This is a genomic window from Streptomyces sp. NBC_01261 (assembly GCF_036226385.1).
Classification (GTDB): Bacteria; Actinomycetota; Actinomycetes; order Streptomycetales; family Streptomycetaceae; genus Streptomyces.
The window spans coordinates 4,855,721-4,882,321 of record NZ_CP108463.1 but is presented as its reverse complement, the minus strand read 5'-3'; the positions used below and the strand labels follow the sequence as shown (position 1 = coordinate 4,882,321).

Genomic DNA, 26,601 nt, shown 5'->3' with positions numbered 1-26,601 from the left:
GAGATGCGCTGGTGGGACATCGACTCCGTGCTGGAGCTGGAGAAGGACCTCTTCCCCGAGGACGCCTGGTCCCGGGGCATGTTCTGGTCCGAACTGGCGCATGCGCGGGGGGCTGAGGCGACCCGGCGGTACCTGGTGGCCGAGGTGGACGGTGCGGAGACCGAGAGCGGCGTGCGGGTCATCGGCTACGCGGGTCTCGCCACCACCGGCGAGCAGGCCGACATCCAGACCATCGCCGTCGCCCGCGACCACTGGGGCACCGGCCTCGGCTCCACCCTCCTGACCGAACTCCTCAGCGCGGCAAGCGAGTTCGAGTGCGCCGAGGTCATGCTCGAATGCCGCGTCGACAACGTCCGCGCGCAGAAACTGTACGAGCGCTTCGGCTTCGCCCCGATCGGATTCCGGCGCGGCTACTACCAGCCGGGCAACGTCGACGCCCTGGTGATGCGCCTGACCACAGATCCCGACAGCAGCTCCGCTGCGGGGTCAACTTCCGTACAAGGAACCGAGATCCATGACTGACTCACGCGACGAGCCCCTCGTCCTGGGCATCGAGACCTCCTGCGACGAGACCGGCGTCGGCATCGTCCGCGGCACCACCCTGCTGGCGGACGCGATCGCGTCCAGCGTCGACGAGCACGCCCGTTTCGGCGGGGTCGTACCGGAGGTGGCGTCCCGCGCCCACCTGGAGGCGATGGTCCCGACGATCCAGCGCGCGCTGAAGGACGCGGGGGTGAGCGCGCGGGACCTGGACGGCATCGCGGTCACGGCCGGGCCCGGTCTCGCCGGCGCCCTGCTGGTCGGCGTCTCGGCGGCCAAGGCGTACGCCTACGCGCTCGGCAAGCCCCTCTACGGCGTCAACCACCTCGCCTCCCACATCTGCGTGGACCAGCTCGAACACGGCCCGCTGCCGGAACCGACGATGGCGCTCCTGGTGTCCGGCGGCCACTCCTCCCTCCTCCTCTCCTCGGACATCACCTCGGACGTACGGCCGCTGGGCGCGACGATCGACGACGCGGCGGGCGAGGCCTTCGACAAGATCGCCCGCGTCCTGAACCTCGGTTTCCCGGGCGGGCCGGTCATCGACCGGTACGCGAAGGAGGGCGACCCCACGGCGATCACGTTCCCGCGCGGCCTGACCGGTCCGCGCGACCCGGCGTACGACTTCTCCTTCTCCGGACTGAAGACGTCCGTGGCCCGCTGGATCGAGGCGAAGCGGGCCGCGGGGGAGGACGTGCCGGTCCGCGATGTCTCGGCGTCCTTCCAGGAGGCCGTCGTCGACGTCCTGACCCGCAAGGCCGTCCGTGCCTGCAAGGACGAGGGCGTCGACCACCTGATGATCGGCGGCGGCGTCGCGGCCAACTCCCGCCTGCGCGCCCTGGCTGCGGAACGCTGTGAGGCCGCCGGCATCCGCCTCCGCGTCCCGCGTCCCAAGCTGTGCACGGACAACGGCGCGATGGTCGCCGCGCTGGGCGCGGAAATGGTCGCGCGGAACCGGATCCCCTCGGACTGGGACCTGTCCGCGGACTCCTCCCTCCCGGTGACGGACCCGCACGTCCCCGGCCACTCCCACGATCACGACCACGTGCACGAGGTCAGCAAGGAGAACCTGTACTCGTGACGACGGTCGCGTTGATGTGGGAGGCCCGGGCGGCGGACGGGCGAGGGGCGGAACTCCTCGCCTGGGCGCGAGCACAGCGACTTCCCGCCGAGCCGCTGCGCCGGGAGTTCCTGCGCGCACCCCGGGACCGGGTGCTCGTCATCACCTGGTGGGATGCGGAGTACGACGCGGACCTGCCTGAACTGCCCGAGCCGGGCGGGGAGTTGGTGACTCGGGCGGTGCACCGGTGGCGGTTCGAGTCGGTGGGCGGGTAACGGCGGTTTTCACCCCTCGCGCCGCACCTCCGTCTCGCACCGCAGCCGCCGCTCCGCCCCCACCACCCGCACGGGACCCGTCAGCGTCACCCGTGTCGTATGCCGCACCTCCGCGCTGGACACCCCCAACCTCAGTTCCAGTGCGCCCGGTTCGACGACCCGGCGGCCCGAGCGGTCCGTGAACGCCGACAGGTCTGCGTGGAAGTGGAAGGTCACCCGTGTCGCCTCGCCGGGGGCCAACTCCAGTCGCTGGTAACCGATCAGGCGGACGTCCGGGCGGGTCACCGAGGCGACCGGATCGTGGAGGTAGAGCTGGACGATCTCCGTGCCGGTGCGGTCGCCCGTGTTGCGGACGGTGACGGGCAGGTCGTAGGAGCCGTCCGTGTCGATCTCCAACTCCCCTGATTCGGCGGGCTCCCACTCGAACGTCGTGTACGAGCGGCCGTGGCCGAAGGGGTACAGCGGGGTCGGGTCCAGGCTGCTGACCTCGTCGGCCAGGCCCAGCGGAGGTTGGAGGTACGTCCAGGGCTGGCCGCCCGGTGCGTGCGGGACGCTCACCGGGAGGCGGCCGGAGGGGTTGACGCGGCCCGACAGCACTCCCGCCACTGCCGGGCCGCCTTCCTCCCCAGGGAAGAACGCCTGGATCACCGCGCCCAGTTGGCCGTGCCAGCGGCCCAGCGCGTAGGGGCGGCCGGTCAGCAGGACCAGGACGACCGGGACGCCCGTCGAGACCAGTGCGTCCAGCAAGTCGGCCTGTATGCCGGGTAGTTGGAGGTCCGCCACATCGCAGCCCTCGCCCGACGTGCCGCGTCCGAACAGGCCCGCGCGGTCGCCGAGCACCGCCACGCACACGTCCGCCTCCGTCGCCCGCGCCACCGCCTCCGCGAAACCCGAGGTGTCCGGGCCGGAGACGTCGCACCCCTCCGCGAACGTCACCTTGGCGTCCGGGAGTTCGGCCCGCAGCGACTCCAGCACCGTGGGGATCTCGATGCCCATCGGCACCTCGGGGTGGTGCGTACCCACGTGGGACGGGAAGGAGTAGCAGCCGAGCATGGCGAGAGCGTCCGCCGCCCGCGGGCCGACCACGGCGATGCGCGCGTCCGCCCCCAGCGGCAGCAGACCGTCCGGGTTGTCCAGCAACACGACTGACTCTTCGGCCAGTTGGCGGGCCAGGGTACGGTTCGCCGTCGAGTCCAGGTCGATCCGCCCGGTCGGCTCCGGGGACCAGTCCTCGTTCAGGAGCCCCAACTCGGCCTTCTGCACCAGCACTCGCCGCGCCGCCCGGTCCACCAGCGCCTCCGGGACCTCCCCCGCCCGCACCGCCTCCACCAACGGTTTCCCGTAGCACTTCAGCGTCGGCAGTTCTACGTCGACGCCCGCCTCCAGCGCCGCCCGCGCCGCCTGTGCCGGGCTGCCCGCCACCCGGTGCAGCGTCTCCAGGAAGCCGATGCCGAAGTAGTCGGCGACCACCGTTCCCGTGAACCCCCACTCCTCGCGCAGGAGTTGGGTCAGCAGCGCGGGGTCGGCCGACGCCGGCACGCCGTCCGTCTCGTTGTACGCCGCCATCACCGAGCGCGCCCCGCCCTCCCGCAGCGCCATCTCGAAGGGGGGAAGAGTGACGTCCGCGAACTCCCGTACCCCCGCCCGCACCGGCGCCAGATTCCGCGCCCCCACGGACGACGCGTACCCGGCGAAGTGCTTCAGCGTCGCGACGACCCCGGCCGACTCCAGCCCCCGCACATACGCCGTACCGATGGTCCCCACCAGGTACGGGTCCTCCCCGATCGTCTCCTCCACCCGGCCCCAACGCGGATCCCGTACGACGTCCAGGACCGGGGCGAGACCCTGGTGGATGCCGGCCGCGCGCAGGTCCGCGCCGATGCGCCGGGCCATCTGCTCGACCAGCCCCGGGTCGAAGCTGGCACCCCACGCCAACGGCACCGGGTACGCCGTCGCACCCCACGCCGTGAACCCCGCCAGGCACTCCTCATGGGCGACCGCCGGGATGCCGAAACGCCCCGCCGCCGCGATCCGGCGCTGCGCGCGGGCCAGCGCCTGCGCGCCCAGCTCCGGGTCCACCGGCGCCGTACCGAAAGAACGGGTGAGCTGGCCAAGACCCCGGGTGATCAGCTCGTCCCAGTCGTACTCCGAGGTCATCTCCCGCTGGAGCGGGGCGACCCCGTCGCCGTCCGTCGCGGCGCCCACCCAGACGCCGTAGAGCTGGGCGGTCTTCTCCTCCAGGGTCATCCGGGCGAGCAGGTCGTCGACGCGGGCGGCGGCGGGCAGGGCGGGGTCGCGCCAGGGGGCGGTGGTCATGAAACTCCGTTCGGAAAGGGTGAGTTGGGGCAGCTCACTTGCCGCCCACGCCCATCAGGCCGCCGACCAGGGCGCGCCGGGCCACCAGGTAGACGGCGAAGATCGGGATACCGGAGAGGACGACCGAGGCGAGCAGGGCCGGGATGTTCACGCCGAACTGGCTGACGTAGTTGAAGAGTCCGAGCGTGAGGACCCTCGGTCCGTCGGACTGGGTGAAGATCAGCGGGAAGAGGAAGCCGTTCCAGGCCTGCAGCGCCGCGTAGATGACGACCGTGCTGATACCGCCCTTGGTCATCGGGATGACCAACTGGAACAGCATCCGCGTCGCCGACGCGCCGTCGAGCGCCATCGCCTCGTACAGGTCCTCCGAGATGTCCCGCAGCGTGCCGGTCAGGATCAGCACGGAGACCGGCATCGCGAAGGCCGCCGTAGGGAGGATCACCGCCAACAGGCTGTCGTACAGGTCGAGTTTGGCGATCATCAGGTAGAGGGGGACCACGACCGCCTGCGCCGGGATCGCCACTCCCATCAGGAACAGGCGGAAGGCGCCGGTCGACCAGACCGTCCTCGTGCGGACGGCCACGTAGGCGAGCGGCACGCACAGCACCAGCACGATGCCTACGACCGCCGCCGCGACCAGTGCCGTGTTCGCGAGGAAGTGGCCGAAGCCGTTGTGCAGGACGGTGTTGTAGTTGGCGAAGGTCGGATCGGTGGGCGGTTTCAGGGCGTTGTTGCCCAGTGCCTTGTCCTGGCGGGTGAGGGAGGCCGAGATCATCGCGTAGATCGGGATGATGACGACCGCGAGCCAGAGGAGGGAGCCGAGGCCGGCGACGGGGTTGGGGCGCTTGGTCCAGTGCCGGCGCCTTCGCGTTCGGGCGGGTTCCACCGGCTCCTCCGCCGTCTTCACCGGACGCGGCAACGTGTCGTGTGACACTCCGTCACATCCCTTCGCGGGTACTGCGCATGGCGCCGAAACCGGTGAGCCTGACCAGGACCAGGGAGAGCGCGGTGGCGATGACGACCAGGAAGGTCGCGATCGCGCTCGCGTACCCGAAGTCGTAGCTCTTGAAGCCGGCTTCGTACATCAGGTACGGCAGGATCGCCGTGTCCGTGCCGGGACCGCCCTGGGTGAGGATCAGGACGGTCTCGAAGTAGGTGAGCGAGCCGACGATCATCAGCACGCTGGACGTCGTGGCCGTATTGCGGAGCTGGGGCAGCGTGATCGAGAAGAACTGCCGGTACCGTCCCGCACCGTCAATCGCCGCCGCCTGATAGAGCACTTCGGGAATCTGCCGGGCCCCGCCCTGATAGATCAGCGTGTGGAACGGGATGAACTGCCACCCCCCGACAAACACGATCGCGAGAAACGCACCGCTCGTCGACCCGAGCGTGTCCTGGTGGATCACGCCGAAGTTCGGGTCGAGCAACGCGTAGAAGAGCAGCGCGATGGCAGTCGAGGAGAGCAGGAACGGCACGAAGAAGATCGCGGAGAGGATGGCCCGGTTGCGCTGCCGCCCGGCCGCCCAGACACCGAGGAGCAGCGACACGACGGTTTGGAAGGCCCAGCTGGTCACCGTCAACAGGACGGTGACGGTGAGGGATTGGGTGAGGCGGGAGTCGTGCAGCAGCTTCTGCCAGTTGGCAAGCCCGACCGGCTTGGGGTCGCCGAGCCCGTTCCACGTGGTGAAGGAGAGGTAGACGGCCAACACCATGGGCGCAACAGCGAAGAAGACGAAGAAGAGAACCCCGGGCACAGCCCACACGACGTGAGGTGAATTCCGGTGCGCTGATGAACTCCGCTGTGCTGGAGCGCTCCGATAGGGGCGCGGGGCTGTGTCTTTTCGCGGCTCCGCCGCGGGGCGCGACCAGCCACGACGCACCGGCACCCGACGAACCACCCCACCTGCGGAGCGCTCGCTCACTTCAACCCCTTGAGCGCGGACACGAACTGGCTGGGCGAACTCTTTCCCACGAACAGCTTGTTGATCTCGGTCAGCATCGGCGTGGACACATCCGGATCCACCGCCTGGTCCCAGCTCAGCGTGAACGCCGGTGCCTGCTGCACCATTTGGTACTGGAACTTCGCGAACTCGGGGTTGGGCGAGGAGTCCAGGAGCTTCTCCGCGTTGGAGGTGGTCGGAATATCTCCGTTGGCGACCAGGTCCTTCGCATACGCCTCCGACGCACAGTCACGGAGGAACGCGATCGCCGCGTCCTTGTTGCCCGTACGGGCGTTCACGGACCAGTAGTTGGTGGGGTTCCCGACGACGTTACGGATATCACCGGCGCCGCCTTCGTACTTCGGGAACGCGGACCACCCCAGGTTGTTCTTCGCGAAGTCGGGGAACTTCCCGAGCTGCGTCGAGTACTCCCACGACCCCATCAGATGCATCGCCGCCTTGCCCTTGGCGAACACCGCGGGCGCGCCCCCGTTGACGTACGACACGGAACTGAACCCCTTGCCGAACGCCCCGTCGTCGATGAGCTGCTTGACGGTCTCGGCGGCCTTGAGGACAGCCGGGTCGCCCCACCCGGACGCGTCCCCGTTCTTGATCTTGTCGAAGACCTCGGGCCCGCCGATCCGGTCGACCAGGTACTCCAGCCACATCAACTCGGGCCAGATGTCGGCCCCGCCGAGCGCGAACGGCGTGATGTCCGCCGCCTTCAGCTTCTTGTTGATGTCGAGCAACTCGGCCCAGGTGGTGGGCGGTTGGAGCTTGTGCGCGGCGAAGACGGTCTTGTTGTAGAAGAGGATCACCGGCTGCATGCCGCGCATCGGTATGCCGTAGTTCTTGCCCTTGAGCGCACCCGCCGCGAGCACCGACGGCAGGAAACCGTCCTTGAGGACCGGGTCGCTCTTGATGGTGTCGGTGAGGTCGACCAGCTGGTTCGCCTCCTGGTACGCCTTGATCGAGCCGCCGCCCCAGTTGAAGAAGACGTCCGGCGCGTTCGGTGAGCCCATCGCGGTGCGCAGCTTGGCCGGGTAGTCGGTGCCGGGCACCTTCTCCAGCTTGATCCTGCCCTTGGCCTTCTTGGCCGCCGCCGACGCGTTGAACCGGGTGACGGCCTCGGCCTGCACCTTCGCCGCGTCGTCGCCGTAGGTGAAGGCGGTGACCGTGCTGCCGCCGCCGGTGCTGTCACTGGAGCCGCAGGCCGTGAGCCCGGTGGTGAGCAGGGTGGTGGCACCGGCGCCGAGCACCCAGCGCCTGCTGAACGTACGCCCGCCGTTGGACGTGTTGGGCTCCATGGACAGCACCTCTCGTGCGAATGTTTCGAGCCGTTCTACGAATGTTCCGGGAACCTAAGGCGCGCTGGGGGGTTCGTCAAGAGGTCGCGCAGGGATACGATCGCCGCCATGACAGCCCCGGATTCCGCCGAAACCCAGACAGCGGGTCGGCCGACGCAGACCGCCACGCTCGCCGAGATCGCCCGCGAGGCCGGAGTGTCGGCTCCGACTGTTTCGAAGGTCCTCAACGGCCGTGCCGACGTCGCCCCCGCGACCCGCACCCGCGTCGAGGACCTGCTCCGCGTCTACGGCTACCGGCGCCGCCGCGCCGAGGCGACCCGCTCCCCGTTGATCGACCTGGTCTTCCACGAGCTGGAGAGCGCCTGGGCGATGGAGGTCATCCGGGGCGTGGAGAACGTGGCCCGGGACTCCGGGCTGAGCGTGGTGCTGAGCGAGAGCGCGGGGCGGCTGACCCCGGGCCGGACCTGGGCCGACCAGGTCGCGGCCCGCCGCCCGCACGGCGTGATCCTCGTCCTCTCCGGGCTCGACGAGTCCCAGCGGGCGCTGCTCACCAGCCGTTCCATCCCGTTCGTGGTGATGGACCCGGCCGGTGACCCGGGCGCCGACGTGCCGTCGATCGGCGCGACGAACTGGCAGGGCGGGCTCGCCGCCACCCGGCACCTGGTCGAACTCGGCCACACCCGGATCGGCGCGATCAGCGGACCGTCCCGGATGATGTGCAGCCGCGCCCGCGTGGACGGATACCGGGCCGCGCTGGAGACGGCCGGGCTGCCGGTCGACCCCTCGCTGATCACCACCGGCGACTTCCATCACGAGGCCGGCTACCGGCTGGGGCTGGAGTTGCTGCGCCGCCCGGACCGGCCCACCGCCGTCTTCGCCGGCAACGACCTCCAGGCCCTCGGCCTGTACGAGGCCGCGCGCGAACTCGGGCTGCGCATCCCGGAGGACCTGAGCGTGGTCGGCTTCGACGATCTGCCGGTGGCGCGCTGGGTCGGCCCGCCGCTGACGACCGTACGACAGCCCCTCACCGAGATGGCCGAGGCGGCGGCCAAACTGGTGCTCGACCTCGGGCGCGAGCAGGAGACCTCGGCGGCGCGGCGGGTGGAACTGGCGACGAGCCTGGTGGTGCGGAGCAGTACGGCGGCGCCGGCTTCGGCGAAATGACCTGCGCGGTAAGGCCGTTCCCGCTTCCGTGAGTGACGGACGTGGCCGGAAGGTGACGTATTGACGAGTGGGGTGAGCCGTCCCACACTCCTCCGAAGCCAATCGGTTGCACAACCGAAACTTTCGGAGGCACCCGCATGAGATCTCTGAGAACCGGCTTGTCCCTGGCGGCCCTTTTCACCGGCGCCGTCCTGCTCTTCGCGGCACCCGCCGCGCACGCCGCCGACACCCCGCTGCGCGACCTCGCCGCCGCGAAGGGCAAAGTCATCGGCACCGCGGTCACCGGCTCCAAGCTCACCGGCACGTACGGCGACATCGCGGGCGGTCAGTTCAGCTCGCTCACCCCCGGCAACGCCATGAAGTGGGAGACGGTCGAGCCGACGCAGGGCAGCTTCAACTGGTCGGAGGCGGACCAGATCGTCGCCTTCGCGCAGGCCCACAACCAGCAGGTGCGCGGCCACACCCTGGTCTGGCACAGCCAGAACCCGAGCTGGCTGACCAACGGCACCTGGACGTCGGCCCAGTTGAGCAGCCTGCTGCAGAACCACATCAGTACCGAAGTCGGCCGCTACAAGGGCGAGATCACCGCCTGGGACGTGGTGAACGAACCCTTCAACGAGGACGGCACGTACCGCTCGACCCTCTGGTACAACGGCCTCGGCGCCAACTACATAGCCCAGGCGCTGACTTGGGCGCACGCCGCCGACCCGGCCGCCAAGCTGTACATCAACGACTACAACGTCGAGGGCGTCAACGCGAAGTCCACCGCCCTCTACAACCTGGTCAAGTCCCTGAAGGCGGCGGGCGTTCCGATCGACGGGGTCGGCCTCCAGGCCCACCTCATCCTCGGCCAGGTCCCGGCCACCCTCCAGCAGAACATCCAGCGCTTCGCCGACCTGGGCGTGGACGTGGCGATCACCGAGCTGGACGTACGGATGGCGCTCCCGGCCGACAGCGCGCAACTCGCGCAGCAGAAGGCCGACTTCAAGAGCGTCATGGCCGCCTGCGTGGCGGTGACACGCTGCGTGAACGTCACCGTCTGGGGCTTCACCGACTCAGACTCCTGGGTCGACAGCACGTTCCCCGGCTACGGCGCGGCGACACCGTACGACGCCAACTACGCGCCGAAACCGGCGTACTACGGCCTCTCGGAGGCGCTCGGCGGTACGACCACCACCCCGCCGCCGACCGGGGCGTGCTCGGCGACGTACAGCGTGGGCAGTCAGTGGAACACCGGGTTCACCGGACAGGTGACGATCGCCTGCTCCGGGGCCTCCCTGTCGTCCTGGAAGGTGAGTTGGACGTACGGCGCGGGCCAGCGGATCACCCAGGCCTGGAACGCGGCCTGCACCCAGTCGGGCACGGCGGTGAGTTGTGCGAACGCGAGCTACAACGGGACGGTCCCGGACGGCGGTTCGGTGACGTTCGGCTTCAACGCGTCGTGGAGCGGGAGCAATCCGGTGCCGGTGGTGACCCTGGGCTGAGGGAGGCGGGGGAGGCGCGCGGGGGAGCTTCGGGGGAGTGAAGCGGGGCTGAGAACCGTGAGATTTTCCGTAGAAAACCGTCCTGGGACGTCTCCCCTAACTTTCTCCTAATAATTCGGACTTACGTTCCTCCCCGTGACGGACACAGAGAACGTTGACGAGGACAGACGCGTTGGCCGGCGGTCGAGAGTGCTGAAGATCGCCGGCCTCACTCTGGCCGGCGCCCTCGTCCTGGGTGTCGCCACGGCCGGCTGGGCCTACTGGCACCTCAACAGCAACATCAAGAGCGTCGACATCGACAGCGCGCTCGGCACCGACCGCCCCGCGAAAGCGGTGACGACACCGTCCGCGTCAGCGTCCGCCGTCCCCGTGCCTACCGGCTCCCTGAACATCCTGGTCCTCGGCTCCGACTCGCGCAGCGGCAAGGAGAACAAGGCGCTCGGCGGCGGCGACAGCTCCGGCGCCCGCTCCGACACCGCGATGGTGGTGCACATCGACGCGGGCCGTAAGAAGGCCACGATCGTCAGCATTCCGCGCGACACGCTCGTCACCCGGCCGTCGTGCCCGCTGTCGTCGGGCGGGTCCACGTCGGTGGCGTACAACGCGATGTTCAACACGGCGTACTCGGTGGGCGGGCCGGTCTGCGCGGTCAAGACGGTCGAGTCGATCACCGGCGTCCGCATGGACCACTACCTGGAGATCGACTTCGCGGGCTTCGCGAAGCTGGTCAACGCGCTCGGCGGCGTCACGGTCACCACGACGCAGGACATCGACGACGACGACAGCCACCTGCACCTGAAGAAGGGCACCCATCACCTCGACGGCAAGCAGGCCCTGGCCCTCGCCCGCACCCGGCACGGCATAGGCGACGGCAGCGACCTCGGCCGTATAGGCCTCCAACAGATGCTGGTGAAGGCCCTGTTGACGCAGATCTCCACCCACGACCTCCTCACCGACCCCACCAAGCTCTACGAGGTCACCGACGCGGTCACCGACAGCCTCACCACCGACACCGGCCTCGACTCCCTCAGCGAACTGATCAGCCTCGGCCAGAGCCTGAAGAGCCTGTCGGCGGAGGCGGTGACCACGGTCACGATGCCGAACATCACGGCACCGTCCGACCCGAACCGGGTGGTGGCGAAGGAGCCCGCGGCGAGCGATCTGTGGGAGTCGCTGCGTTGAGCGATCGTAGGGAGGGGATCGGCTGACCTGCGGAAACGGGTGGGCGGAAAAAATCTTCGGGGTTTTCCGGCGAGTGTGTCGATCCGCTCGCCCCTCGTTCGACGCATGGTTGAAAGGCCGGGAGGAGCCCGGCCGGAGAACGCCAGCGAACGAACCGAGGAGTCACCATGCCCCGCTACCTCTCCCTCGTGCAGATCGACGAGAAGACCACGCCCGCCGAGGGCCCCAGCCCCGAGCTGATGCAGCGCATGGGCGAGCTGATCGAGGAGATCACCAAGGCCGGGGTCATGCTCGACACCGCCGGCCTCACCCCGACCGCGCAGGGCGCCCGCGTGCACTGGGAGGGCGGCAAGATCTCCGTGACCGACGGCCCGTTCACCGAGTCCAAGGAGGTCGTCGGCGGCTACGCGCTCATGCAGTGCAAGGACATGGCCGAGGCGATCGAGTGGACGAAGCGGTTCCTGAAGGTGCACGAGGAGTTCTGGACCGTGACGTGCGAGGTGCGGGAGATCGCGGAGGGCTGAGCCTTCCTCGGCACCGCTCGTCCCGCCGGTCTTCCTTGGTCTGAGGCCGCCTGGGGTGTTGCATGGTGGGTTGTGACTCCGGAATCACAGCCCACCGCAGACCCGCACGGCAACGCCACGGACCCGCACAGCACCATCGAGACCGTCTTCCGCATCGAGTCCCCCCGCATCATCGCCGCCGTCGCCCGCCTGGTCCGCGACGTCGGCATCGCCGAGGAACTCGCGCAGGACGCGCTCGTCGCCGCGCTGGAGCAGTGGCCCAGGGACGGGGTGCCCGACAACCCGGGCGCCTGGCTCATGGCCACGGCCAGGCACCGAGCCGTCGACCTGATCCGGCGCCGGGAGAACTACGCCCGCAAGCTCCAGGAGATCGGCCGCACCCTGGAGACGACGGCCCCGCCCGAGGAACCCCCGGCCCCCGACGACATCGACGACGACCTCCTGCGCCTCGTCTTCACCACCTGCCACCCGGTCCTCTCCGCCGAGGCCCGCACCGCCCTCACCCTGCGCCTCCTCGGCGGCCTGACCACCCCCGAGATCGCCCGCGCCTTCCTCGCCCCCGAGCCGACCATCGCCCAGCGCATCGTCCGCGCCAAACGCACCCTCGCCACCAAGAACGTCGCCTTCGAGGTCCCCTACGGCCCCGACCGCGAGGCCCGCCTGGGCTCGGTCCTGGACGTCATCTACCTGATCTTCAACGAGGGGTACGCGGCGACGGCCGGCGACGACTGGCTCCGTCCCGGCCTCTGCGAGGACGCCCTCCGCCTGGCCCGACTCCTCTCCGGCCTGATGCCGAAGGAACCCGAAGTGCACGCCCTGGCCTCCCTGTTGGAGTTCCAGGCCTCCCGCTCGGCCGCCCGCACCGCCCCGAACGGCGACCCCGTCCTCCTCAAGGACCAGAACCGCCGCCGCTGGAACCGCCTCCTCATCGCCCGCGGCATCACCGCCCTGGGCCGCGCGGACACCACGTCCACCGGCGCCCCCGGTCCCTACGCCCTCCAGGCCGCCATCGCCGCCTGCCACGCCCACGCGTACACCTACGACGAGACCGACTGGCAGACGATCGCCACCCTGTACGCCCTCCTCGCCGCCCGATCCCCTTCCCCGGTCGTCGAGTTGAACCGCGCGGTCGCTGTCTCGATGGCCGAGGGCCCGGCCCCGGCACTGGAGATCGTCGACACCCTCGCCTCCGAACCGGCCCTGCGCGACTACCACTTGCTACCGAGCGTCCGCGGCGACCTGTTGCTCCGCCTCGGCCGTAGGACGGAAGCGAAGGAGGAGTTCACCCGGGCCGCCTCCCTCGCCCGCAACGAACGCGAACGCCAACTGCTGCTGCGCCGGGTGGATGAGGCGACCTGGAGGCGTCCTAGGCAGGCCGCCCGATCAACATCGCCGGCGCCCCCGCCACCCGAGTGAGAAACACCGTCGCCGAGTTGGGCCCCTGGGGCTTCACCTTCCGCCGCAGTTCCTCCGGTTCGACGGCCGACCCCCGCTTCTTCACGGTGAGGACGCCGACCTCCCGCTCCCGTAGCAGCGCCTTCAACTTCTTGACGCCGAAGGGGAGTTGATCGGTGATCTCGTAGGCGGAGGCATAGGCGGTCGGCCGTGGCTCATCCGCTGTCACGTACGCGATGGTCTCGTCGATGAGTCCGCCTCCGACCTCCTCCGCGACCTCGGCGACGAGGTGGGCGCGGATGACGGCGCCGTCGGGTTCGTACAAGTACCGCCCCACGGAACGGACTTCGGGGTCGGGAAGCCCGCGTCCGTGCAGAACTCGTGGGCCGGGCAGCAGGGTTGCCCGTACCGCTCCCGGCCGTGCCCCCGTCCCGAACCACAGCACCGCCTCCTTCACGTCACCCCCGTCCGAGATCCACTCCGCCTCGGCCGCTGCCGGGATCGCCTCGTGCGGTACCCCGGGGGCGATCTTCAGTGCGGCGAGCGGGGCCGTCGTAGCGGCGCCGACGGCCCAGGACAACGGCGGTGAGTACGCCTCGGGATCGAAGATGCGGCCGCGGCCGCCGCGCCGTGCGGGGTCGACGAACACGGCGTCGTACGTGGACGTGTCGACGTCGGTGACATCCGCCTCGCGCACCTCGATCAGGTCGGCGAGGCCGAGTGCCTCCGCGTTGGCCCGTGCCACGGCCACCGTCAGCGGATCGCGGTCCACGGCCAGGACGCGCACCCCCGCTCGCGCCAGCGCGATCGCGTCGCCGCCGATTCCGCAGCAGAGGTCGGCGACGGAGGTCACGCCGAGGTCCAGGAGGCGGGTGGCGCGGTAGGCGGCGACGCTTGTCCGGGTGGACTGTTCGAAGCCGTTCGGGGTGAAGAACATCCGGTCGGCGTCCTCGGGCGTGAACTTCGCCGCTGCCGCGCGTTGACGCAGCCGGGCCTGGCCGAGGGCCGCCGAGACGAGGTCGGCGGGGTGGTCGCGGCGCAGGCGGGTGGCGACGCCGAGTTCCTTGGCCGGGTCGGTGCCGCGGACCTCGTCGAGGAGGGCGCGGCCCTCGGGGGTGAGCAGGGCGGCGAAGGCGAGTACGGGGTCGTTCACCGGGTCATTGTGGGCCAGTCGGTGGACGGTGTGCCTCCGGTCGCGGTGTGTTGGCGGTGTCGGCGCGGGATCGGGGCCAGGGGCTGAAAAGATCCGACCCCATGCGAGTAGTCGTACAAAATGACATCAATCGGGCGCGTGGGGGCCGGGAAGATCGGGGAACCCGGGACGACCGCGGCAACCGGGGTCGGATGACGGGAGGCGCCCGTGGCGCGCTCGCCGCCCTCGCGCTGGCCGCTCTCGTCTCCGGGTGCGGACAGCCCGGCTCGGGTGCGGCCGTGCACCCGGCGCAGGGCGCGCAGCCGCTGCACGCGCCCCCGGCCCGCGCGTTGGACTCCTACGCGACCAAGCTGCGCGCCGCGTACGCCGCGCGGGTCGCCGCGGCCAAGCGCTGGGGGCTGGCGAAGGTGCCGCTCACGGCCCCGCCGGCGCCCGCGCACAAGCCGGAGATCACCGCGCGCAAGGGCTTCGAGGTGGACGACCAGGAGGAGTTGAACCTCCCGCCGGTGTTCACGACGATCCCCACGAAGCAGAAGATCGTCTTCCTCACGATCGACGACGGCGAGAACAAGGACCCCGCGTTCCTGCGGATGATGAGCGACCTGAAGATCCCGTACACGGCCTTCCTCAGCAACTACCTGGTGAAGGACGACTACGGCTACTTCCGGAAGATGCAGGCCGAGGGCCACACCATCAACAACCACACCCTCACGCACCCGTACCTGCCGGGCCTGTCCTACGCCGAGCAGAAGCGCGAGATCTGCGGGATGCAGGACATCATGAAGAAGCAGTTCGGCAAGGCCCCGACGGTCTTCCGGCCGCCGTACGGGAACTACAACCACGACACCCTCGTCGCCGCGAAGTCCTGCGGCGTCAAGTACGCCCCGATCTGGGACGAGGAGGTGTTCGTCGACCACTGGGAGTACCGCGAGGACGACCGGTCCCTGCACCCAGGCGACATCGTCCTGACGCACTTCCGGGGCCGCGAGGACTGGAAGGGCACGATGGTCGACGACATGCGCCGCTTCCTGGGCAAGGTCACGGCCGAGGGCTACGCGGTGGCCCGCCTGGAGGACTACCTGTGAGGCGGGCGGGCCGTCTGCGGGTACCGGTGGCCGTCGCGTCGGCGGCCGCTCTGCTGTTCCTCACCGGTTGCGCCCAGTCCGTCGACCCCATCGAACGGCTCGGCAAGAAGGCCGCCCAACGCGTCCACCCGCACGGCCCGTCCCGTGAACAGCCGTACCGCCACTGGGGTTTGACGGCCCCGCTGGCCCCCGCCCCCAAGCCCTCCCTCCGGCCCGCCGCCCGCTCGGCGGGCCCGGGCCTCCCACCCGTCGTGGACCACGTCCGCACCCACGACAGGGTCGTCTTCCTGACCTACGACGCCCAGGGCACGGGCGCGGACACGCGACGGGACCCGAGGTTCGCCGACCTGGTCCGCGAACTGCGGCTCCCCGTCACGGTGTTCCCCACCTCACCGCGACACGGCCACTTCGCCGGCCAGCCCTACGCCACCCAGCGCAGCGAGATCTGCGGCCACCGGCCCCGGCCCGACTCCCGGCTGCTCCGGCCCCCCTACGGCACGTACGACACGACGACCCGCCGTGCCGCGGCCGACTGCGGAGTCTCCGCCCTGGTCCTCTGGCGCGCCTCCACGACGACCGGAACCCTGACCTACGCCCGCGGGGACCATCACCTCGCCCCCGGCGACATCGTCCGCGTGGGCCCGGCCGACAGCACGGCCAGGCTGCTGCGGGGCATCCAGGGGCGGGGGCTGACGGTGGGGCGGCTGGAGGACTACCTCTGAGGCGATGGAGTGAGGGCCGGCCGATCCAGCCAGTCCGGCGTTTGAGGACGAGGCCGAAGGCCGGCAGGGGGGTTCGGGGGCACAGCCCCCAAGACGGCAGCACCGGCACAGGCCCGCCGGACAGCTCAGGGCGACGGAGAAATTCCGCTCAAGCGCCGCGGGCATTGGCACTCCGCTTGACCGAGTGCTAATCGCAGTCATAGTCTCAGACCTGGCACTCCCCCCTGGAGAGTGCCAATAGCGACGGGCAGGTCCGGCACCCGCGACGACGGATCCACCTGGTCGCCACCTCAGACAGTTAACCCCGTGAGATCTCCGAAGGGGGAGGTCGGATCGTGACGACCACCAGCTCCAAGGTTGCCATCAAGCCGCTTGAGGACCGCATTGTGGTCCAGCCGCTCGACGCCGAGCAGACCACGGCCTCTGGCCTGGTCATCCCGGACACGGCCAAGGAGAAGCCCCAGGAGGGCGTCGTCCTGGCCGTTGGCCCGGGCCGCTTCGAGAACGGCGAGCGTCTTCCGCTCGACGTGAAGACCGGCGACATCGTGCTGTACAGCAAGTACGGCGGCACCGAAGTGAAGTACAGCGGCGAGGAATACCTCGTCCTCTCGGCTCGCGACGTGCTCGCGATCATCGAGAAGTAATTCACCCAGTTTTGCAGTGAGCTGCGCCCCTGGCCCCCGCGACCTTATGAAGCCGGGCGTCAGGGGCGTAGTTCGTTTCACCCACGTTTTCCGAGAGGGCTGAACCGCTCCCATGGCGAAGATCCTGAAGTTCGACGAGGACGCCCGTCGCGCCCTCGAGCGCGGCGTCAACAAGCTTGCCGACACGGTCAAGGTGACGATCGGCCCCAAGGGCCGCAACGTCGTCATCGACAAGAAGTTCGGCGCCCCCACCATCACCAACGACGGCGTCACCATCGCCCGCGAGGTCGAGCTCGACGACCCGTACGAGAACCTCGGTGCCCAGCTGGTGAAGGAGGTGGCGACCAAGACCAACGACATCGCGGGTGACGGCACCACCACCGCCACCGTGCTCGCCCAGGCGCTCGTCCGCGAGGGCCTGCGCAACGTCGCCGCGGGTGCCTCCCCGGCCGCCCTGAAGAAGGGCATCGACGCCGCCGTCAAGGCCGTCTCCGACGAGCTGCTCGCCACCGCGCGGCCGATCGAAGACAAGGCCGACATCGCCGCCGTGGCCGGTCTGTCCGCGCAGGACAGCCAGGTCGGCGAGCTCATCGCCGAGGCGATGGACAAGGTCGGCAAGGACGGTGTCATCACCGTCGAGGAGTCCAACACCTTCGGTCTGGAGCTGGACTTCACCGAGGGCATGGCCTTCGACAAGGGCTACCTGTCGCCGTACTTCGTGACGGACCAGGAGCGCATGGAAGCGGTCCTCGAAGACCCGTACATCCTGATCCACCAGGGCAAGATCAGCTCCATCCAGGACCTGCTGCCGCTGCTGGAGAAGGTCATCCAGGCCAACGCCTCCAAGCCGCTGCTGATCATCGCCGAGGACGTCGAGGGCGAGGCCCTGTCGACCCTGGTCGTGAACAAGATCCGCGGCACGTTCAACGCGGTCGCGGTCAAGGCCCCCGGCTTCGGCGACCGCCGCAAGGCGATGCTCGGCGACCTCGCCACCCTCACCGGTGCCCAGGTCATCGCCGAGGAGGTCGGCCTCAAGCTCGACCAGGTCGGCCTGGACGTGCTGGGCTCCGCCCGCCGCGTGACGGTCACCAAGGACGACACGACCGTCGTCGACGGTGCCGGCGACTCCTCCGAGGTCGCGGGCCGCGTCAACCAGATCAAGGCCGAGATCGAGAACACGGACTCCGACTGGGACCGCGAGAAGCTCCAGGAGCGCCTCGCGAAGCTGGCCGGCGGCGTGTGCGTGATCAAGGTCGGCGCCGCCACCGAGGTGGAGCTGAAGGAGAAGAAGCACCGCCTGGAGGACGCCATCTCCGCGACCCGCGCCGCGGTCGAGGAGGGCATCGTCTCCGGTGGTGGCTCCGCTCTGGTGCACGCCGCCAAGGTCCTTGAGGGCAACCTCGACAAGACCGGCGACGAGGCCACCGGTGTCGCGGTCGTCCGCCGCGCGGTCGTCGAGCCGCTGCGCTGGATCGCCGAGAACGCGGGCCTTGAGGGCTACGTCATCACCGCCAAGGTCGCCGACCTGGAGCCCGGTCAGGGCTTCAACGCCGCGACCGGCGAGTACGGCGACCTGGTCAAGGCCGGCGTCATCGACCCGGTCAAGGTCACCCGCTCCGCCCTGGAGAACGCCGCCTCCATCGCCTCCCTGCTCCTCACGACCGAGACCCTGGTCGTCGAGAAGAAGGAAGAGGAGGAGCCGGCCGCCGGTGGTCACAGCCACGGCCACTCCCACTGACGCGAGTCGGTGAACCCGTAGGACGTGTACGTCGAAGGCCCGGCACCCCTCAGGGGGCGCCGGGCCTTCGCGTTCCACCGGAATCCTCGTCACCGAGCCCGCCCCCGCGGGGGCGGTCGCCGTCACCGCGGCCCGTACTTCCGCCCGGTCTTCGAGGTGATTCCGCCCAGCACCGCCTGCGGAGTGACCTTCACCAGACCCATCAGCGCCTTGTAGCGCGGGTCCGGGATCGACAGCGACTTGCCGCGCGCCAGATCCGCGAGCGCCGCCGCGACCAGCTTGTCCGCGTCCAGCCACATCCAGTTCGGGATGTTGTCCGTGCCCATCCCGGCCCGCTCGTGGAACTCGGTCCGCACGAAGCCGGGCGCCAGCGCCATCAGCCGTACGCCCGTACCCGCCAGGTCCTTGGCCGCGCCCTGCGTGAACTGCACGACCCAGGCCTTCGACGCGCCGTACGTCCCGCGCGGTACGAAGGCCGCCACCGACGCCACGTTGACGACCCCGCCGCGGCCACGCTCCCGCATCGCCTCGGTCGCCGCGCTGGTCAGCCGCAGCACCGCCTCGCAGTGCACCTTGAGCATCTTCAGCTCGTCGGCCATGGGTACGTCGAGGTAGTGGCCCTTGTTGCCGAAGCCCGCGTTGTTGACCAGCAGGTCGACGGGGTTCTTGCGGTCGGCGAGGCGGGCGGCCACCGTGTCGATGCCCTTGTCCGTGGCGAGGTCGGCGGTCAGCACCTCCGCCTCGATGCCGTGCCGGTCGTGCAGTTCGGTCGCCTGCTCCCCGAGCCGCGCGGTGTTCCGCGCCACCAGCACGAGGTTGTGTCCGTCCGCCGCGAGCCGCCGCGCGAACGCGGCACCGATCCCCGCGGTCGATCCCGTAATCAATGCCGTTGTCATGGCGCAAGATTAGTGACCCTGAGCAAGCCGGTCCGATCTCTGCACAGGCCCTCCCGATCCGTGACGAACACGTGTCGAACAACATGTCGAACAGGCTGTGACGGCTGGTCAGCCCTGGTACTCCGCGGCATATTTCCGGGCCTGCGCTAGGAACTCGGGATGCAGCGCCTCGCCCGCCGGAAGCAGCCGCGGCAGCAGCTCCCGCTCGGTCGTCACCGCCCGGAACTGCAGGGCCACCGTCACGTCGTGGTCGGGCCGGTGCACGATCTCGATCGGATCGCCCGCGCGGATCTCACCGGGTTCGATCACCCGCAGATAGGCCCCAGGCGCACCCTTCACGGTGAACCGTTTCACCCACCCGCGTTCGCCCAGATGGTCCTGGAAGGTACGGCACGGGATCCGCCCGCAGGTGACCTCAAGGACCACCTCGGGACCGATCCGCCAGCGCTCACCGATCCGCGCCCCGGACACGTCGAGCCCCAGGGTCGTCAGGTTCTCCCCGAAGGAACCGCTGGCCAGCGGGCGCCCCAACTCCCGCTCCCAGTCGTCGAGATCCTCGCGCGCGACCGCGTACACCGCCTGGTCGTCGCCCCCGTGGTGGCGCCGGTGACACACCGCGTCCCCGGCCAGACCGCTCCCGGCGACGCCCTTGGGCCCGGGCGCGCTCACCCGCACCGGCGCGTCGGTCGGCCGCTTGTCGATGCCCGTCACGCCGTCGGGCTGGTCCGTGTACGGCACGGCCGTGGCCCGGCCCAGATTCAGCGAGAGAAGCTTCATGACGGCACGGTAGACGAGAGCACCCCAAAGGTGCGGCGCATTATTCGTCGCCGTAGCAAAGAAGCACTTATGCTCGGGGCGTGATCGAGGCCCGACATCTCCGTGTGCTGCGCGCCGTCGCCGCCACCGGCTCCTTCTCGGCGGCCGGGCGTGAACTGGGCTGCACCCAGCCCGCCGTCAGTCAGCAGATGAAGGCCCTGGAGACCTCGGTCGGCACCCCGCTGCTGATCCGCACCGGCCGCGAGATGCGCCTGACGCAGGCGGGCGAGGCCCTGGTCCGGCACGGCGCCGGCATCCTCGCCGGTCTGACGGCGGCCGAGGAGGAGGTCGCCGCGATCGCCGGCCTGCGCGCCGGCCGGGTCCGCCTGGTCTCCTTCCCCAGCGGCAGCTCGACGCTCGTCCCCACCGCACTGGCCGCCCTGCGCGCCGCCCACCCCGGCACCCGCGTCTCCCTGGAGGAGGCCGAGCCGCCGAACTCCGTCGACCTCCTCCGGGAGGGCGACTGCGACATCGCCCTCGCCTTCCGCTACGAGGCGGCGGCCGGCGCGGAGGACTGGTCCGACCTGGTGGTGCGACCGTTGCTCAGCGACCGCCTGGTCGCCCTGGTCCCGGAAAAACACCGGCACGCGCGTGTGCGGTCGGTCGCCATCGGCGAACTCGCCGACGATCCCTGGATCGCCGGCTGTCCGCGCTGCAGGGGCCAGTTGGTCGAGGTGTGCGAGGCCGCCGGCTTCACCCCGCGCATCGACTTCGCGACCGACGACTATCCGGCGGTCGTCGGCCTGGTGAGCGCGGGGCTGGGCGTCGCCGTCCTGCCCCAGCTCGCCATCGAGTCCGTACGGCCCCGGGGTGCGCGGACGGTGAGGCTGGAACCGGCGGTGCGACGGGAGATCGTCGCGCTGACCCTGCCCGACCTGGCGCGGGTACCGGCGGTGGCGGCGACCCTCGACCAGTTGGCGCGGGCGGCCCGCGACAAACAGGCCCGCGACAAACGGGCCCGCGACCAGCAGGCCCGCGAAAAATAGCGGGGCACGCGTGCGCGTACCCCTGGTGGAGAGCTGCGTGTGCCCTTGGCTGAGGGCTAGTTGGAGAAACGTTCCTTCAGTTGTTCGAAGCCATGTCCCCGGCGGCCGAAGCCGACACCAGCCGGTTGCGGGCACGCCCCATGAGCTCTTCGCGCTCGTCCTCGGTCAGGCCGCCCCAGACGCCGTACGGCTCGCGCACCGCCAGCGCGTGCGCCGCGCACTGTGCGCGGACCGGGCACCTCATGCAGACCTCTTTGGCCGAGTTCTCACGAGCGCTTCGTGCCGCACCGCGCTCGCCCTCGGGATGAAAGAAGAGCGAGCTGTCGACCCCTCGGCAGGCAGCCAGGAGCTGCCAGTCCCACAGGTCCGCGTTCGGTCCGGGAAGGCGGGAGAAATCTGCCATTGCGTGACCCCTTGTAGCCGTTATGGGCGGATACGGTGTCCACGACCGTACAACTACGATCTAAGGAGATGAAAATATGACTCATTGCGAATCTAGCCTCAGACACCAGCAAAAGGGAAGAAATAGGGCTGAATGGGGCACCGGTTGTGATGAAAGCTTGTGGGTCGGCCGCGCACGTCTCCACCGTGTCCGCACCCTCACGTAGAGTGCCGAAGATGGCACACGGCCCCGTAACTCTTTCGAGTGACCGTCGTTGAGAGTGCGAGGCGGTTGAAAACAACAAGTGCTCGGGCAGGCGTCCGAGTCGGTCGACCGCACAGGTGACGATTTCGTACCAGCCTGGAGGCTCAAGGTGACGCGCATCAGTTGCGGAGGGCGGCCATGACATCCGTCCTCGTCTGTGACGACTCCCCGCTTGCCCGAGAGGCGCTCCGCCGCGCGGTCGCGACCGTGCCCGGTGTCGAGCGCGTGACGACGGCGGCCAACGGCGAGGAAGTCCTCCGCCGCTGGGGTGCCGACCGTTCGGACCTCATCCTGATGGACGTACGCATGCCCGGACTCGGCGGTGTCGAGACCGTGCGGCGGCTGCTGTCCGCCGACCCGGGCGCACGCATCATCATGCTCACCGTCGCCGAAGACCTGGACGGCGTGGCCCTCGCGGTCGCGGCCGGCGCCCGCGGCTATCTGCACAAGGACGCCTCGCGCGCCGAACTGCGGGCCACGGTCACCCAGGCCCTCGCCGACCCGACCTGGCGACTGGCCCCGCGCCGGCTGCGGTCCGCCGAGATGGGCGCCGCACCGACGCTCACCGCGCGCGAGATCCAGGTCCTCGAAGGGATGAGCCACGGCCGCTCCAACGCGGAGATCGGCCGTGAGCTGTTCCTCTCCGAGGACACCGTCAAAACACACGCACGGCGCCTCTTCAAGAAACTCGGCGCCTCCGACCGGGCACACGCCGTGGCGCTCGGTTTCCGGTGGGGTCTGGTCCGTTAGGACCAGGTCAGTGGGTCGTAGCGGGGATACGAGAATCCCCGCCCGCCACCGGGTGGGCGGGGACGGTGAAGGGGCCCGCCGGGCACCCGCTGCTCGTTTCGCCGCGGATGCCGCATCCTTGAGGTGTGGAGTTCCTCGGGGACGAGTCGGTCGAGCGGGAGGGGAGGGCGCAGGAGATGACTTCCGGCGCACCTGCTCATAACGCTTCGGTGCACAACAACGGACGCGGTGCCACGGACCCTTCGGCCGCAAGGCACCATGGACCGATGCGTGACGACGAGGCGGCCAGAGCCCCAGGGGCGATTGGTGGACTCGTCCTTCGCGCGGTCGACGGAGACGAGCAGGCGACCCACGATCTGCTCGCCCACGTCCACCCACTGGCCCTGCGCTACTGCCGCACCCGGCTGTCCCGACTCCCGGGCGACGCACGGCACTTCGTGGAGGACCTCGCCCAGGAGGTCTGCGTCGCCGTCCTCCTCGCACTGCCCCGCTACAAGGACACCGGCCGCCCCTTCGAGGCCTTCGTCTTCGCCATCGCCGCCCACAAGGTCGCCGACCTCCAGCGCGCCGCGATGCGCCACCCCGGTTCTACGGCCGTCCCCTCCGACGAGATGCCGGAGCGCCCGGACGACTCCCTCGGCCCCGAGGAGCGCGCCCTGCTCAGCAGCGACGCCGAATGGGCCAAGAAACTCCTGGCCAACCTCCCGGAGAACCAGCGCGAACTGCTCCTGCTGCGCATCGCCGTAGGCCTCACCGCCGAGGAGACCGGCCAGATGTTGGGAATGTCACCCGGCGCGGTCCGGGTCGCCCAGCACCGCGCGCTGAGCCGACTGCGGGCACTGGCCGAGCAGTAACTCCGGTACGTGCACTGCCCTCGACGGCTGAGCCCTGAGCCGCGACGCCTTTCGTGAACAGCCGGGCGACGGCGTACGTACGAACATACGAAGCCCGGAGCGGGTCGTAGCCGTGGAATCGTGGAATGAGGTGACCGCGCTTCCCGTTAGCATGGACATCCGCACCGATCAAGGCCATTTGGGGAAGGTGTCATGACTGCCAACGTCGACGGAGTGCCCGCCAAATTCGCGACACTAGGGCTGACCTACGACGACGTGCTGCTGCTGCCGGGCGCGTCCGACGTGCTCCCGAACGCGGTCGACACCTCGTCCCGCATCTCGCGCAACGTCCGTGTCAACATCCCGCTGCTGTCCGCGGCGATGGACAAGGTGACCGAGTCCCGGATGGCGATCGCGATGGCCCGCCAGGGCGGTGTCGGTGTCCTGCACCGCAACCTCTCGGTCGAGGACCAGGTCAACCAGGTCGACCTCGTGAAGCGTTCCGAGTCCGGCATGGTCACCGACCCGATCACCGTGCACCCGGACGCCACGCTCGGCGAGGCCGACGCGCTGTGCGCCAAGTTCCGCATCAGCGGCGTCCCGGTGACCGACGGCAACGGCAAGCTGCTGGGCATCGTCACCAACCGAGACATGGCCTTCGAGACCGACCGCTCCCGTCAGGTGCGCGAGGTCATGACCCCGATGCCCCTGGTCACCGGCAAGGTCGGTATCACCGGCGCCGACGCCATGCAGCTGCTGCGCCGCCACAAGATCGAGAAGCTGCCCCTCGTCGACGAGGCCGGCATCCTCAAGGGCCTCATCACGGTCAAGGACTTCGTCAAGGCCGAGCAGTACCCGAACGCCGCCAAGGACGCCGAGGGCCGCCTCATCGTCGGCGCCGCCGTGGGCGCCAGCCCCGAGGCCCTTGAGCGCGCCCAGGCGCTCGCCGAGGCCGGTGTGGACTTCCTGGTCGTCGACACCTCGCACGGCCACAACAGCAACGCCCTCAACTGGATGGCGAAGATCAAGTCGAGTGTGAACGTCGACGTGATCGGCGGCAACGTCGCCACCCGCGACGGCGCCCAGGCCCTGGTCGACGCCGGTGTCGACGGCATCAAGGTCGGCGTCGGGCCCGGCTCGATCTGTACGACCCGTGTCGTCGCCGGTATCGGCGTCCCGCAGGTCACCGCGATCTACGAAGCGTCCCTCGCGGCCCGCGCGGCCGGCGTCCCGCTCATCGGCGACGGCGGCCTGCAGTACTCCGGCGACATCGGCAAGGCGCTGGCCGCCGGCGCCGACACGGTGATGCTCGGCAGCCTCCTCGCGGGCTGCGAGGAGTCCCCGGGCGAGCTGCAGTTCATCAACGGCAAGCAGTTCAAGTCGTACCGCGGCATGGGCTCGCTCGGCGCGATGCAGTCCCGCGGCCAGGGCCGGTCGTACTCGAAGGACCGCTACTTCCAGGCCGAGGTCGCCTCCGACGACAAGCTCGTGCCCGAGGGCATCGAGGGCCAGGTGCCCTACCGCGGCCCGCTGGCCAACGTGCTGCACCAGCTCGTCGGCGGGCTGCGCCAGACCATGGGTTACGTGGGCGCGGCCACCATCGAGGAGATGGAGACCAAGGGCCGCTTCGTCCGGATCACCTCGGCGGGCCTCAAGGAGAGCCACCCGCACGACATCCAGATGACGGTCGAGGCACCGAACTACAGCCGCAGCAAGTAGTCGGCAGGCTTCCTCAAGGGCGGCTCCGGACACACCGGGGCCGCCCTTGTCGTACCCGTCGGCGATACTGGAAGACGCTGAAACGCAGAGGAAAGGCCACAGACGTGACTGAGATCGAGATCGGGCGCGGCAAGCGCGGCCGCCGGGCGTACGCCTTCGACGACATCGCCGTCGTCCCCAGCCGCCGTACGCGGGACCCGAAGGAGGTCTCGATCGCCTGGCAGATCGACGCCTACCGCTTCGAGCTGCCCTTCCTGGCCGCCCCCATGGACTCGGTCGTCTCCCCGGCCACCGCGATCCGCATCGGCGAGCTCGGCGGCCTCGGCGTGCTGAACCTCGAAGGCCTCTGGACACGCTACGAGGACCCGCAGCCGCTCCTCGACGAGATCACCGGTCTCGACGTGGACACCGCGACCCGCCGCCTCCAGGAGATCTACGCCGCTCCCATCAAGGAGGAGCTGATCGGGCAGCGCATCAAGGAGGTGCGCGACTCGGGCGTGGTCACCGCCGCCGCGCTCTCCCCGCAGCGCACGGCCCAGTTCTCCAAGGCCGTCGTCGACGCGGGCGTGGACATCTTCGTCATCCGCGGTACGACGGTCTCGGCGGAGCACGTGTCGGGTTCGCACGAGCCGCTGAACCTGAAGCAGTTCATCTACGAGCTGGACGTCCCGGTGATCGTCGGCGGCTGCGCCACGTACACCGCGGCCCTGCACCTGATGCGCACCGGCGCGGCGGGCGTCCTCGTCGGTTTCGGCGGCGGCGCGGCGCACACCACGCGCAACGTGCTGGGCATCCAGGTCCCGATGGCCACGGCGGTGGCCGATGTCGCCGCCGCCCGCCGCGACTACATGGACGAGTCCGGCGGCCGGTACGTGCACGTCATCGCCGACGGCGGTGTCGGCTGGTCCGGCGACCTCCCCAAGGCGATCGCCTGCGGCGCGGACGCGGTCATGATGGGCTCCCCGCTCGCCCGCGCGACCGACGCACCGGGCAAGGGCCACCACTGGGGCATGGAGGCGGTCAACGAGGAACTCCCGCGCGGCAAGAAGGTCGACCTCGGCACGGTCGGCACGATCGAGGAGATCCTCGCCGGCCCGTCCCACATCCCCGACGGCTCGATGAACATCTTCGGGGCGCTGCGGCGGGCGATGGCGACGACCGGGTACAGCGAGCTGAAGGAGTTCCAGCGGGTCGAGGTCACGGTGGCCGACTCGCAGCACAAGCGGTAGGCGGTAGGCGGTTCTACGACGCTTCGAGGGGCCCGGGCCTGGGTGGTCCGGGCCCTTTCGCGTGCCCAAGTGGGGCTGGTGGGGCGCGTATTGGGATTGGGGGGCGCACGGTTGCGTTCGGGGTGATGGTGAGCCGTTTGGCCGTGTCGGGCGGCTGGTGTCCTTGATCGGCGCCCCAGTTCTCTGGGTCGCCCCCT

The 26,601-nt window shown here is 69.9% G+C and carries 25 protein-coding genes; 17 read left to right on the top strand and 8 right to left on the bottom strand.

Going from position 1 to position 26,601, the window contains the following annotated elements:
• The first annotated feature begins 3 nt into the window (after positions 1-3).
• Genes rimI through OG226_RS21190 form a run of 3 tightly spaced genes read left to right on the top strand, consistent with a single transcriptional unit; the run spans position 4 to position 1,875 of the window.
• Positions 4-522 carry a ribosomal protein S18-alanine N-acetyltransferase gene (rimI, locus tag OG226_RS21200; RefSeq protein WP_443044935.1) on the top strand — a complete coding sequence of 173 codons (519 nt, stop codon included), beginning with the start codon at positions 4-6 and terminating at the stop codon, positions 520-522.
• On the top strand, positions 515-1,621 hold the full coding sequence (gene tsaD / locus OG226_RS21195) for a tRNA (adenosine(37)-N6)-threonylcarbamoyltransferase complex transferase subunit TsaD (protein WP_328680049.1): 1,107 nt from the start codon (positions 515-517) through the stop codon (positions 1,619-1,621). The genes rimI and tsaD overlap by 8 nt, the downstream gene beginning before the upstream one ends.
• Positions 1,622-1,635: 14 nt before the next feature.
• Positions 1,636-1,875 (top strand): hypothetical protein, encoded by a 240-nt coding sequence (locus OG226_RS21190; protein WP_329353465.1) that lies wholly within the window; start codon positions 1,636-1,638, stop codon positions 1,873-1,875.
• A gap of 9 nt (positions 1,876-1,884) precedes the next feature.
• Here OG226_RS21190 and OG226_RS21185 read toward each other — a convergent pair whose 3' ends face one another.
• The 4 genes from OG226_RS21185 to OG226_RS21170 form a co-directional block, all read right to left on the bottom strand.
• Positions 1,885-4,191 (bottom strand): glycoside hydrolase family 3 N-terminal domain-containing protein, encoded by a 2,307-nt coding sequence (locus tag OG226_RS21185; protein WP_329349726.1) that lies wholly within the window; start codon positions 4,189-4,191, stop codon positions 1,885-1,887.
• Between the two features lie 34 nt (positions 4,192-4,225).
• The gene (locus tag OG226_RS21180) at positions 4,226-5,125 is read right to left on the bottom strand and encodes a carbohydrate ABC transporter permease (protein WP_443044729.1); all 900 of its coding nucleotides are present in this window, start codon (positions 5,123-5,125) and stop codon (positions 4,226-4,228) included.
• Positions 5,126-5,129: 4 nt separating this feature from the next.
• Positions 5,130-5,954, bottom strand: a complete 825-nt coding sequence (locus tag OG226_RS21175; protein WP_328680046.1) for a carbohydrate ABC transporter permease — start codon at positions 5,952-5,954, stop codon at positions 5,130-5,132.
• 155 nt (positions 5,955-6,109) lie between these two features.
• Positions 6,110-7,438, bottom strand: coding sequence for an ABC transporter substrate-binding protein (locus OG226_RS21170; RefSeq protein ID WP_329349725.1), 1,329 nt, complete (start codon positions 7,436-7,438; stop codon positions 6,110-6,112).
• 108 nt (positions 7,439-7,546) lie between these two features.
• Here OG226_RS21170 and OG226_RS21165 point away from each other — a divergent pair, with 108 nt between their 5' ends.
• The 5 genes from OG226_RS21165 (at position 7,547) to OG226_RS21145 (ending at position 13,208) form a co-directional block, all read left to right on the top strand.
• Positions 7,547-8,602 carry a LacI family DNA-binding transcriptional regulator gene (locus tag OG226_RS21165; RefSeq protein ID WP_328680041.1) on the top strand — a complete coding sequence of 352 codons (1,056 nt, stop codon included), beginning with the start codon at positions 7,547-7,549 and terminating at the stop codon, positions 8,600-8,602.
• 137 nt (positions 8,603-8,739) lie between these two features.
• Complete coding sequence (locus tag OG226_RS21160; RefSeq protein WP_329349724.1) at positions 8,740-10,086, top strand: endo-1,4-beta-xylanase; 1,347 nt, start codon at positions 8,740-8,742, stop codon at positions 10,084-10,086.
• Between the two features lie 135 nt (positions 10,087-10,221).
• Positions 10,222-11,268: an LCP family protein gene (locus tag OG226_RS21155; RefSeq protein WP_329349723.1), complete on the top strand. Its 1,047-nt coding sequence runs from the start codon at positions 10,222-10,224 to the stop codon at positions 11,266-11,268.
• A gap of 167 nt (positions 11,269-11,435) precedes the next feature.
• On the top strand, positions 11,436-11,792 hold the full coding sequence (locus OG226_RS21150; RefSeq protein WP_327401882.1) for a YciI family protein: 357 nt from the start codon (positions 11,436-11,438) through the stop codon (positions 11,790-11,792).
• A 72-nt stretch (positions 11,793-11,864) separates the two neighbouring features.
• A complete protein-coding gene (locus OG226_RS21145) occupies positions 11,865-13,208 on the top strand; it encodes an RNA polymerase sigma factor (RefSeq protein WP_328680034.1) in 1,344 nt (447 codons plus the stop codon).
• On the opposite strand, the gene OG226_RS21140 is transcribed toward OG226_RS21145, so the two are convergent.
• Positions 13,159-14,340, bottom strand: a complete 1,182-nt coding sequence (locus OG226_RS21140) for a class I SAM-dependent methyltransferase (RefSeq protein WP_329349722.1) — start codon at positions 14,338-14,340, stop codon at positions 13,159-13,161. The genes OG226_RS21145 and OG226_RS21140 overlap by 50 nt on opposite strands.
• 191 nt (positions 14,341-14,531) lie before the next feature.
• On the opposite strand from OG226_RS21140, the gene OG226_RS21135 reads away from it, so the two are divergent.
• The 4 genes from OG226_RS21135 to groL all read left to right on the top strand — a co-directional run bounded on the left by OG226_RS21135 (position 14,532) and on the right by groL (position 18,529).
• Positions 14,532-15,425, top strand: coding sequence for a polysaccharide deacetylase family protein (locus OG226_RS21135; protein ID WP_443066899.1), 894 nt, complete (start codon positions 14,532-14,534; stop codon positions 15,423-15,425).
• Complete coding sequence (locus tag OG226_RS21130; protein ID WP_328680029.1) at positions 15,422-16,147, top strand: hypothetical protein; 726 nt, start codon at positions 15,422-15,424, stop codon at positions 16,145-16,147. The genes OG226_RS21135 and OG226_RS21130 overlap by 4 nt, the downstream gene beginning before the upstream one ends.
• Positions 16,148-16,482: 335 nt before the next feature.
• Complete coding sequence (gene groES, locus OG226_RS21125) at positions 16,483-16,791, top strand: co-chaperone GroES (RefSeq protein WP_019066754.1); 309 nt, start codon at positions 16,483-16,485, stop codon at positions 16,789-16,791.
• 112 nt (positions 16,792-16,903) lie between these two features.
• Positions 16,904-18,529, top strand: a complete 1,626-nt coding sequence (gene groL / locus OG226_RS21120) for a chaperonin GroEL (RefSeq protein ID WP_328680023.1) — start codon at positions 16,904-16,906, stop codon at positions 18,527-18,529.
• 122 nt (positions 18,530-18,651) lie between these two features.
• Here the strand turns inward: groL and OG226_RS21115 are convergent, their stop codons facing one another.
• Positions 18,652-19,425 carry an SDR family NAD(P)-dependent oxidoreductase gene (locus OG226_RS21115; RefSeq protein WP_328680021.1) on the bottom strand — a complete coding sequence of 258 codons (774 nt, stop codon included), beginning with the start codon at positions 19,423-19,425 and terminating at the stop codon, positions 18,652-18,654.
• A gap of 108 nt (positions 19,426-19,533) precedes the next feature.
• The gene (locus OG226_RS21110) at positions 19,534-20,202 is read right to left on the bottom strand and encodes an MOSC domain-containing protein (protein ID WP_329349720.1); all 669 of its coding nucleotides are present in this window, start codon (positions 20,200-20,202) and stop codon (positions 19,534-19,536) included.
• 80 nt (positions 20,203-20,282) lie between these two features.
• Here OG226_RS21110 and OG226_RS21105 point away from each other — a divergent pair, with 80 nt between their 5' ends.
• Positions 20,283-21,227, top strand: coding sequence for a LysR family transcriptional regulator (locus tag OG226_RS21105; RefSeq protein WP_329349719.1), 945 nt, complete (start codon positions 20,283-20,285; stop codon positions 21,225-21,227).
• A 76-nt stretch (positions 21,228-21,303) separates the two neighbouring features.
• Here the strand turns inward: OG226_RS21105 and OG226_RS21100 are convergent, their stop codons facing one another.
• Positions 21,304-21,630, bottom strand: a complete 327-nt coding sequence (locus OG226_RS21100; protein WP_019055584.1) for a WhiB family transcriptional regulator — start codon at positions 21,628-21,630, stop codon at positions 21,304-21,306.
• Between the two features lie 381 nt (positions 21,631-22,011).
• On the opposite strand from OG226_RS21100, the gene OG226_RS21095 reads away from it, so the two are divergent.
• The 4 genes from OG226_RS21095 to OG226_RS21080 all read left to right on the top strand — a co-directional run bounded on the left by OG226_RS21095 (position 22,012) and on the right by OG226_RS21080 (position 26,404).
• On the top strand, positions 22,012-22,623 hold the full coding sequence (locus tag OG226_RS21095; RefSeq protein ID WP_003948568.1) for a response regulator transcription factor: 612 nt from the start codon (positions 22,012-22,014) through the stop codon (positions 22,621-22,623).
• A gap of 266 nt (positions 22,624-22,889) precedes the next feature.
• On the top strand, positions 22,890-23,477 hold the full coding sequence (locus OG226_RS21090) for a sigma-70 family RNA polymerase sigma factor (protein ID WP_328680015.1): 588 nt from the start codon (positions 22,890-22,892) through the stop codon (positions 23,475-23,477).
• Positions 23,478-23,669: 192 nt separating this feature from the next.
• On the top strand, positions 23,670-25,175 hold the full coding sequence (gene guaB / locus OG226_RS21085; protein ID WP_328680013.1) for an IMP dehydrogenase: 1,506 nt from the start codon (positions 23,670-23,672) through the stop codon (positions 25,173-25,175).
• Between the two features lie 104 nt (positions 25,176-25,279).
• On the top strand, positions 25,280-26,404 hold the full coding sequence (locus OG226_RS21080) for a GuaB3 family IMP dehydrogenase-related protein (RefSeq protein ID WP_327401872.1): 1,125 nt from the start codon (positions 25,280-25,282) through the stop codon (positions 26,402-26,404).
• Positions 26,405-26,601 lie beyond the last annotated feature (197 nt).

Coding starts and splice junctions, on each gene's coding strand:
- OG226_RS21190 (WP_329353465.1), top strand. CDS start 1,636: ATGTGGGAGGCCCGGGCGGCGGACGGGCGAGGGGCGGAACTCCTCGCC.
- OG226_RS21090 (WP_328680015.1), top strand. CDS start 22,890: ATGCGTGACGACGAGGCGGCCAGAGCCCCAGGGGCGATTGGTGGACTC.
- guaB (WP_328680013.1), top strand. CDS start 23,670: ATGACTGCCAACGTCGACGGAGTGCCCGCCAAATTCGCGACACTAGGG.
- OG226_RS21110 (WP_329349720.1), bottom strand. CDS start 20,202: ATGAAGCTTCTCTCGCTGAATCTGGGCCGGGCCACGGCCGTGCCGTAC.
- OG226_RS21135 (WP_443066899.1), top strand. CDS start 14,532: ATGACGGGAGGCGCCCGTGGCGCGCTCGCCGCCCTCGCGCTGGCCGCT.
- OG226_RS21165 (WP_328680041.1), top strand. CDS start 7,547: ATGACAGCCCCGGATTCCGCCGAAACCCAGACAGCGGGTCGGCCGACG.
- rimI (WP_443044935.1), top strand. CDS start 4: ATGCGCTGGTGGGACATCGACTCCGTGCTGGAGCTGGAGAAGGACCTC.
- OG226_RS21095 (WP_003948568.1), top strand. CDS start 22,012: ATGACATCCGTCCTCGTCTGTGACGACTCCCCGCTTGCCCGAGAGGCG.
- OG226_RS21115 (WP_328680021.1), bottom strand. CDS start 19,425: ATGACAACGGCATTGATTACGGGATCGACCGCGGGGATCGGTGCCGCG.
- groL (WP_328680023.1), top strand. CDS start 16,904: ATGGCGAAGATCCTGAAGTTCGACGAGGACGCCCGTCGCGCCCTCGAG.
- OG226_RS21160 (WP_329349724.1), top strand. CDS start 8,740: ATGAGATCTCTGAGAACCGGCTTGTCCCTGGCGGCCCTTTTCACCGGC.
- OG226_RS21170 (WP_329349725.1), bottom strand. CDS start 7,438: ATGGAGCCCAACACGTCCAACGGCGGGCGTACGTTCAGCAGGCGCTGG.
- OG226_RS21150 (WP_327401882.1), top strand. CDS start 11,436: ATGCCCCGCTACCTCTCCCTCGTGCAGATCGACGAGAAGACCACGCCC.
- tsaD (WP_328680049.1), top strand. CDS start 515: ATGACTGACTCACGCGACGAGCCCCTCGTCCTGGGCATCGAGACCTCC.
- OG226_RS21100 (WP_019055584.1), bottom strand. CDS start 21,630: ATGGCAGATTTCTCCCGCCTTCCCGGACCGAACGCGGACCTGTGGGAC.
- OG226_RS21185 (WP_329349726.1), bottom strand. CDS start 4,191: ATGACCACCGCCCCCTGGCGCGACCCCGCCCTGCCCGCCGCCGCCCGC.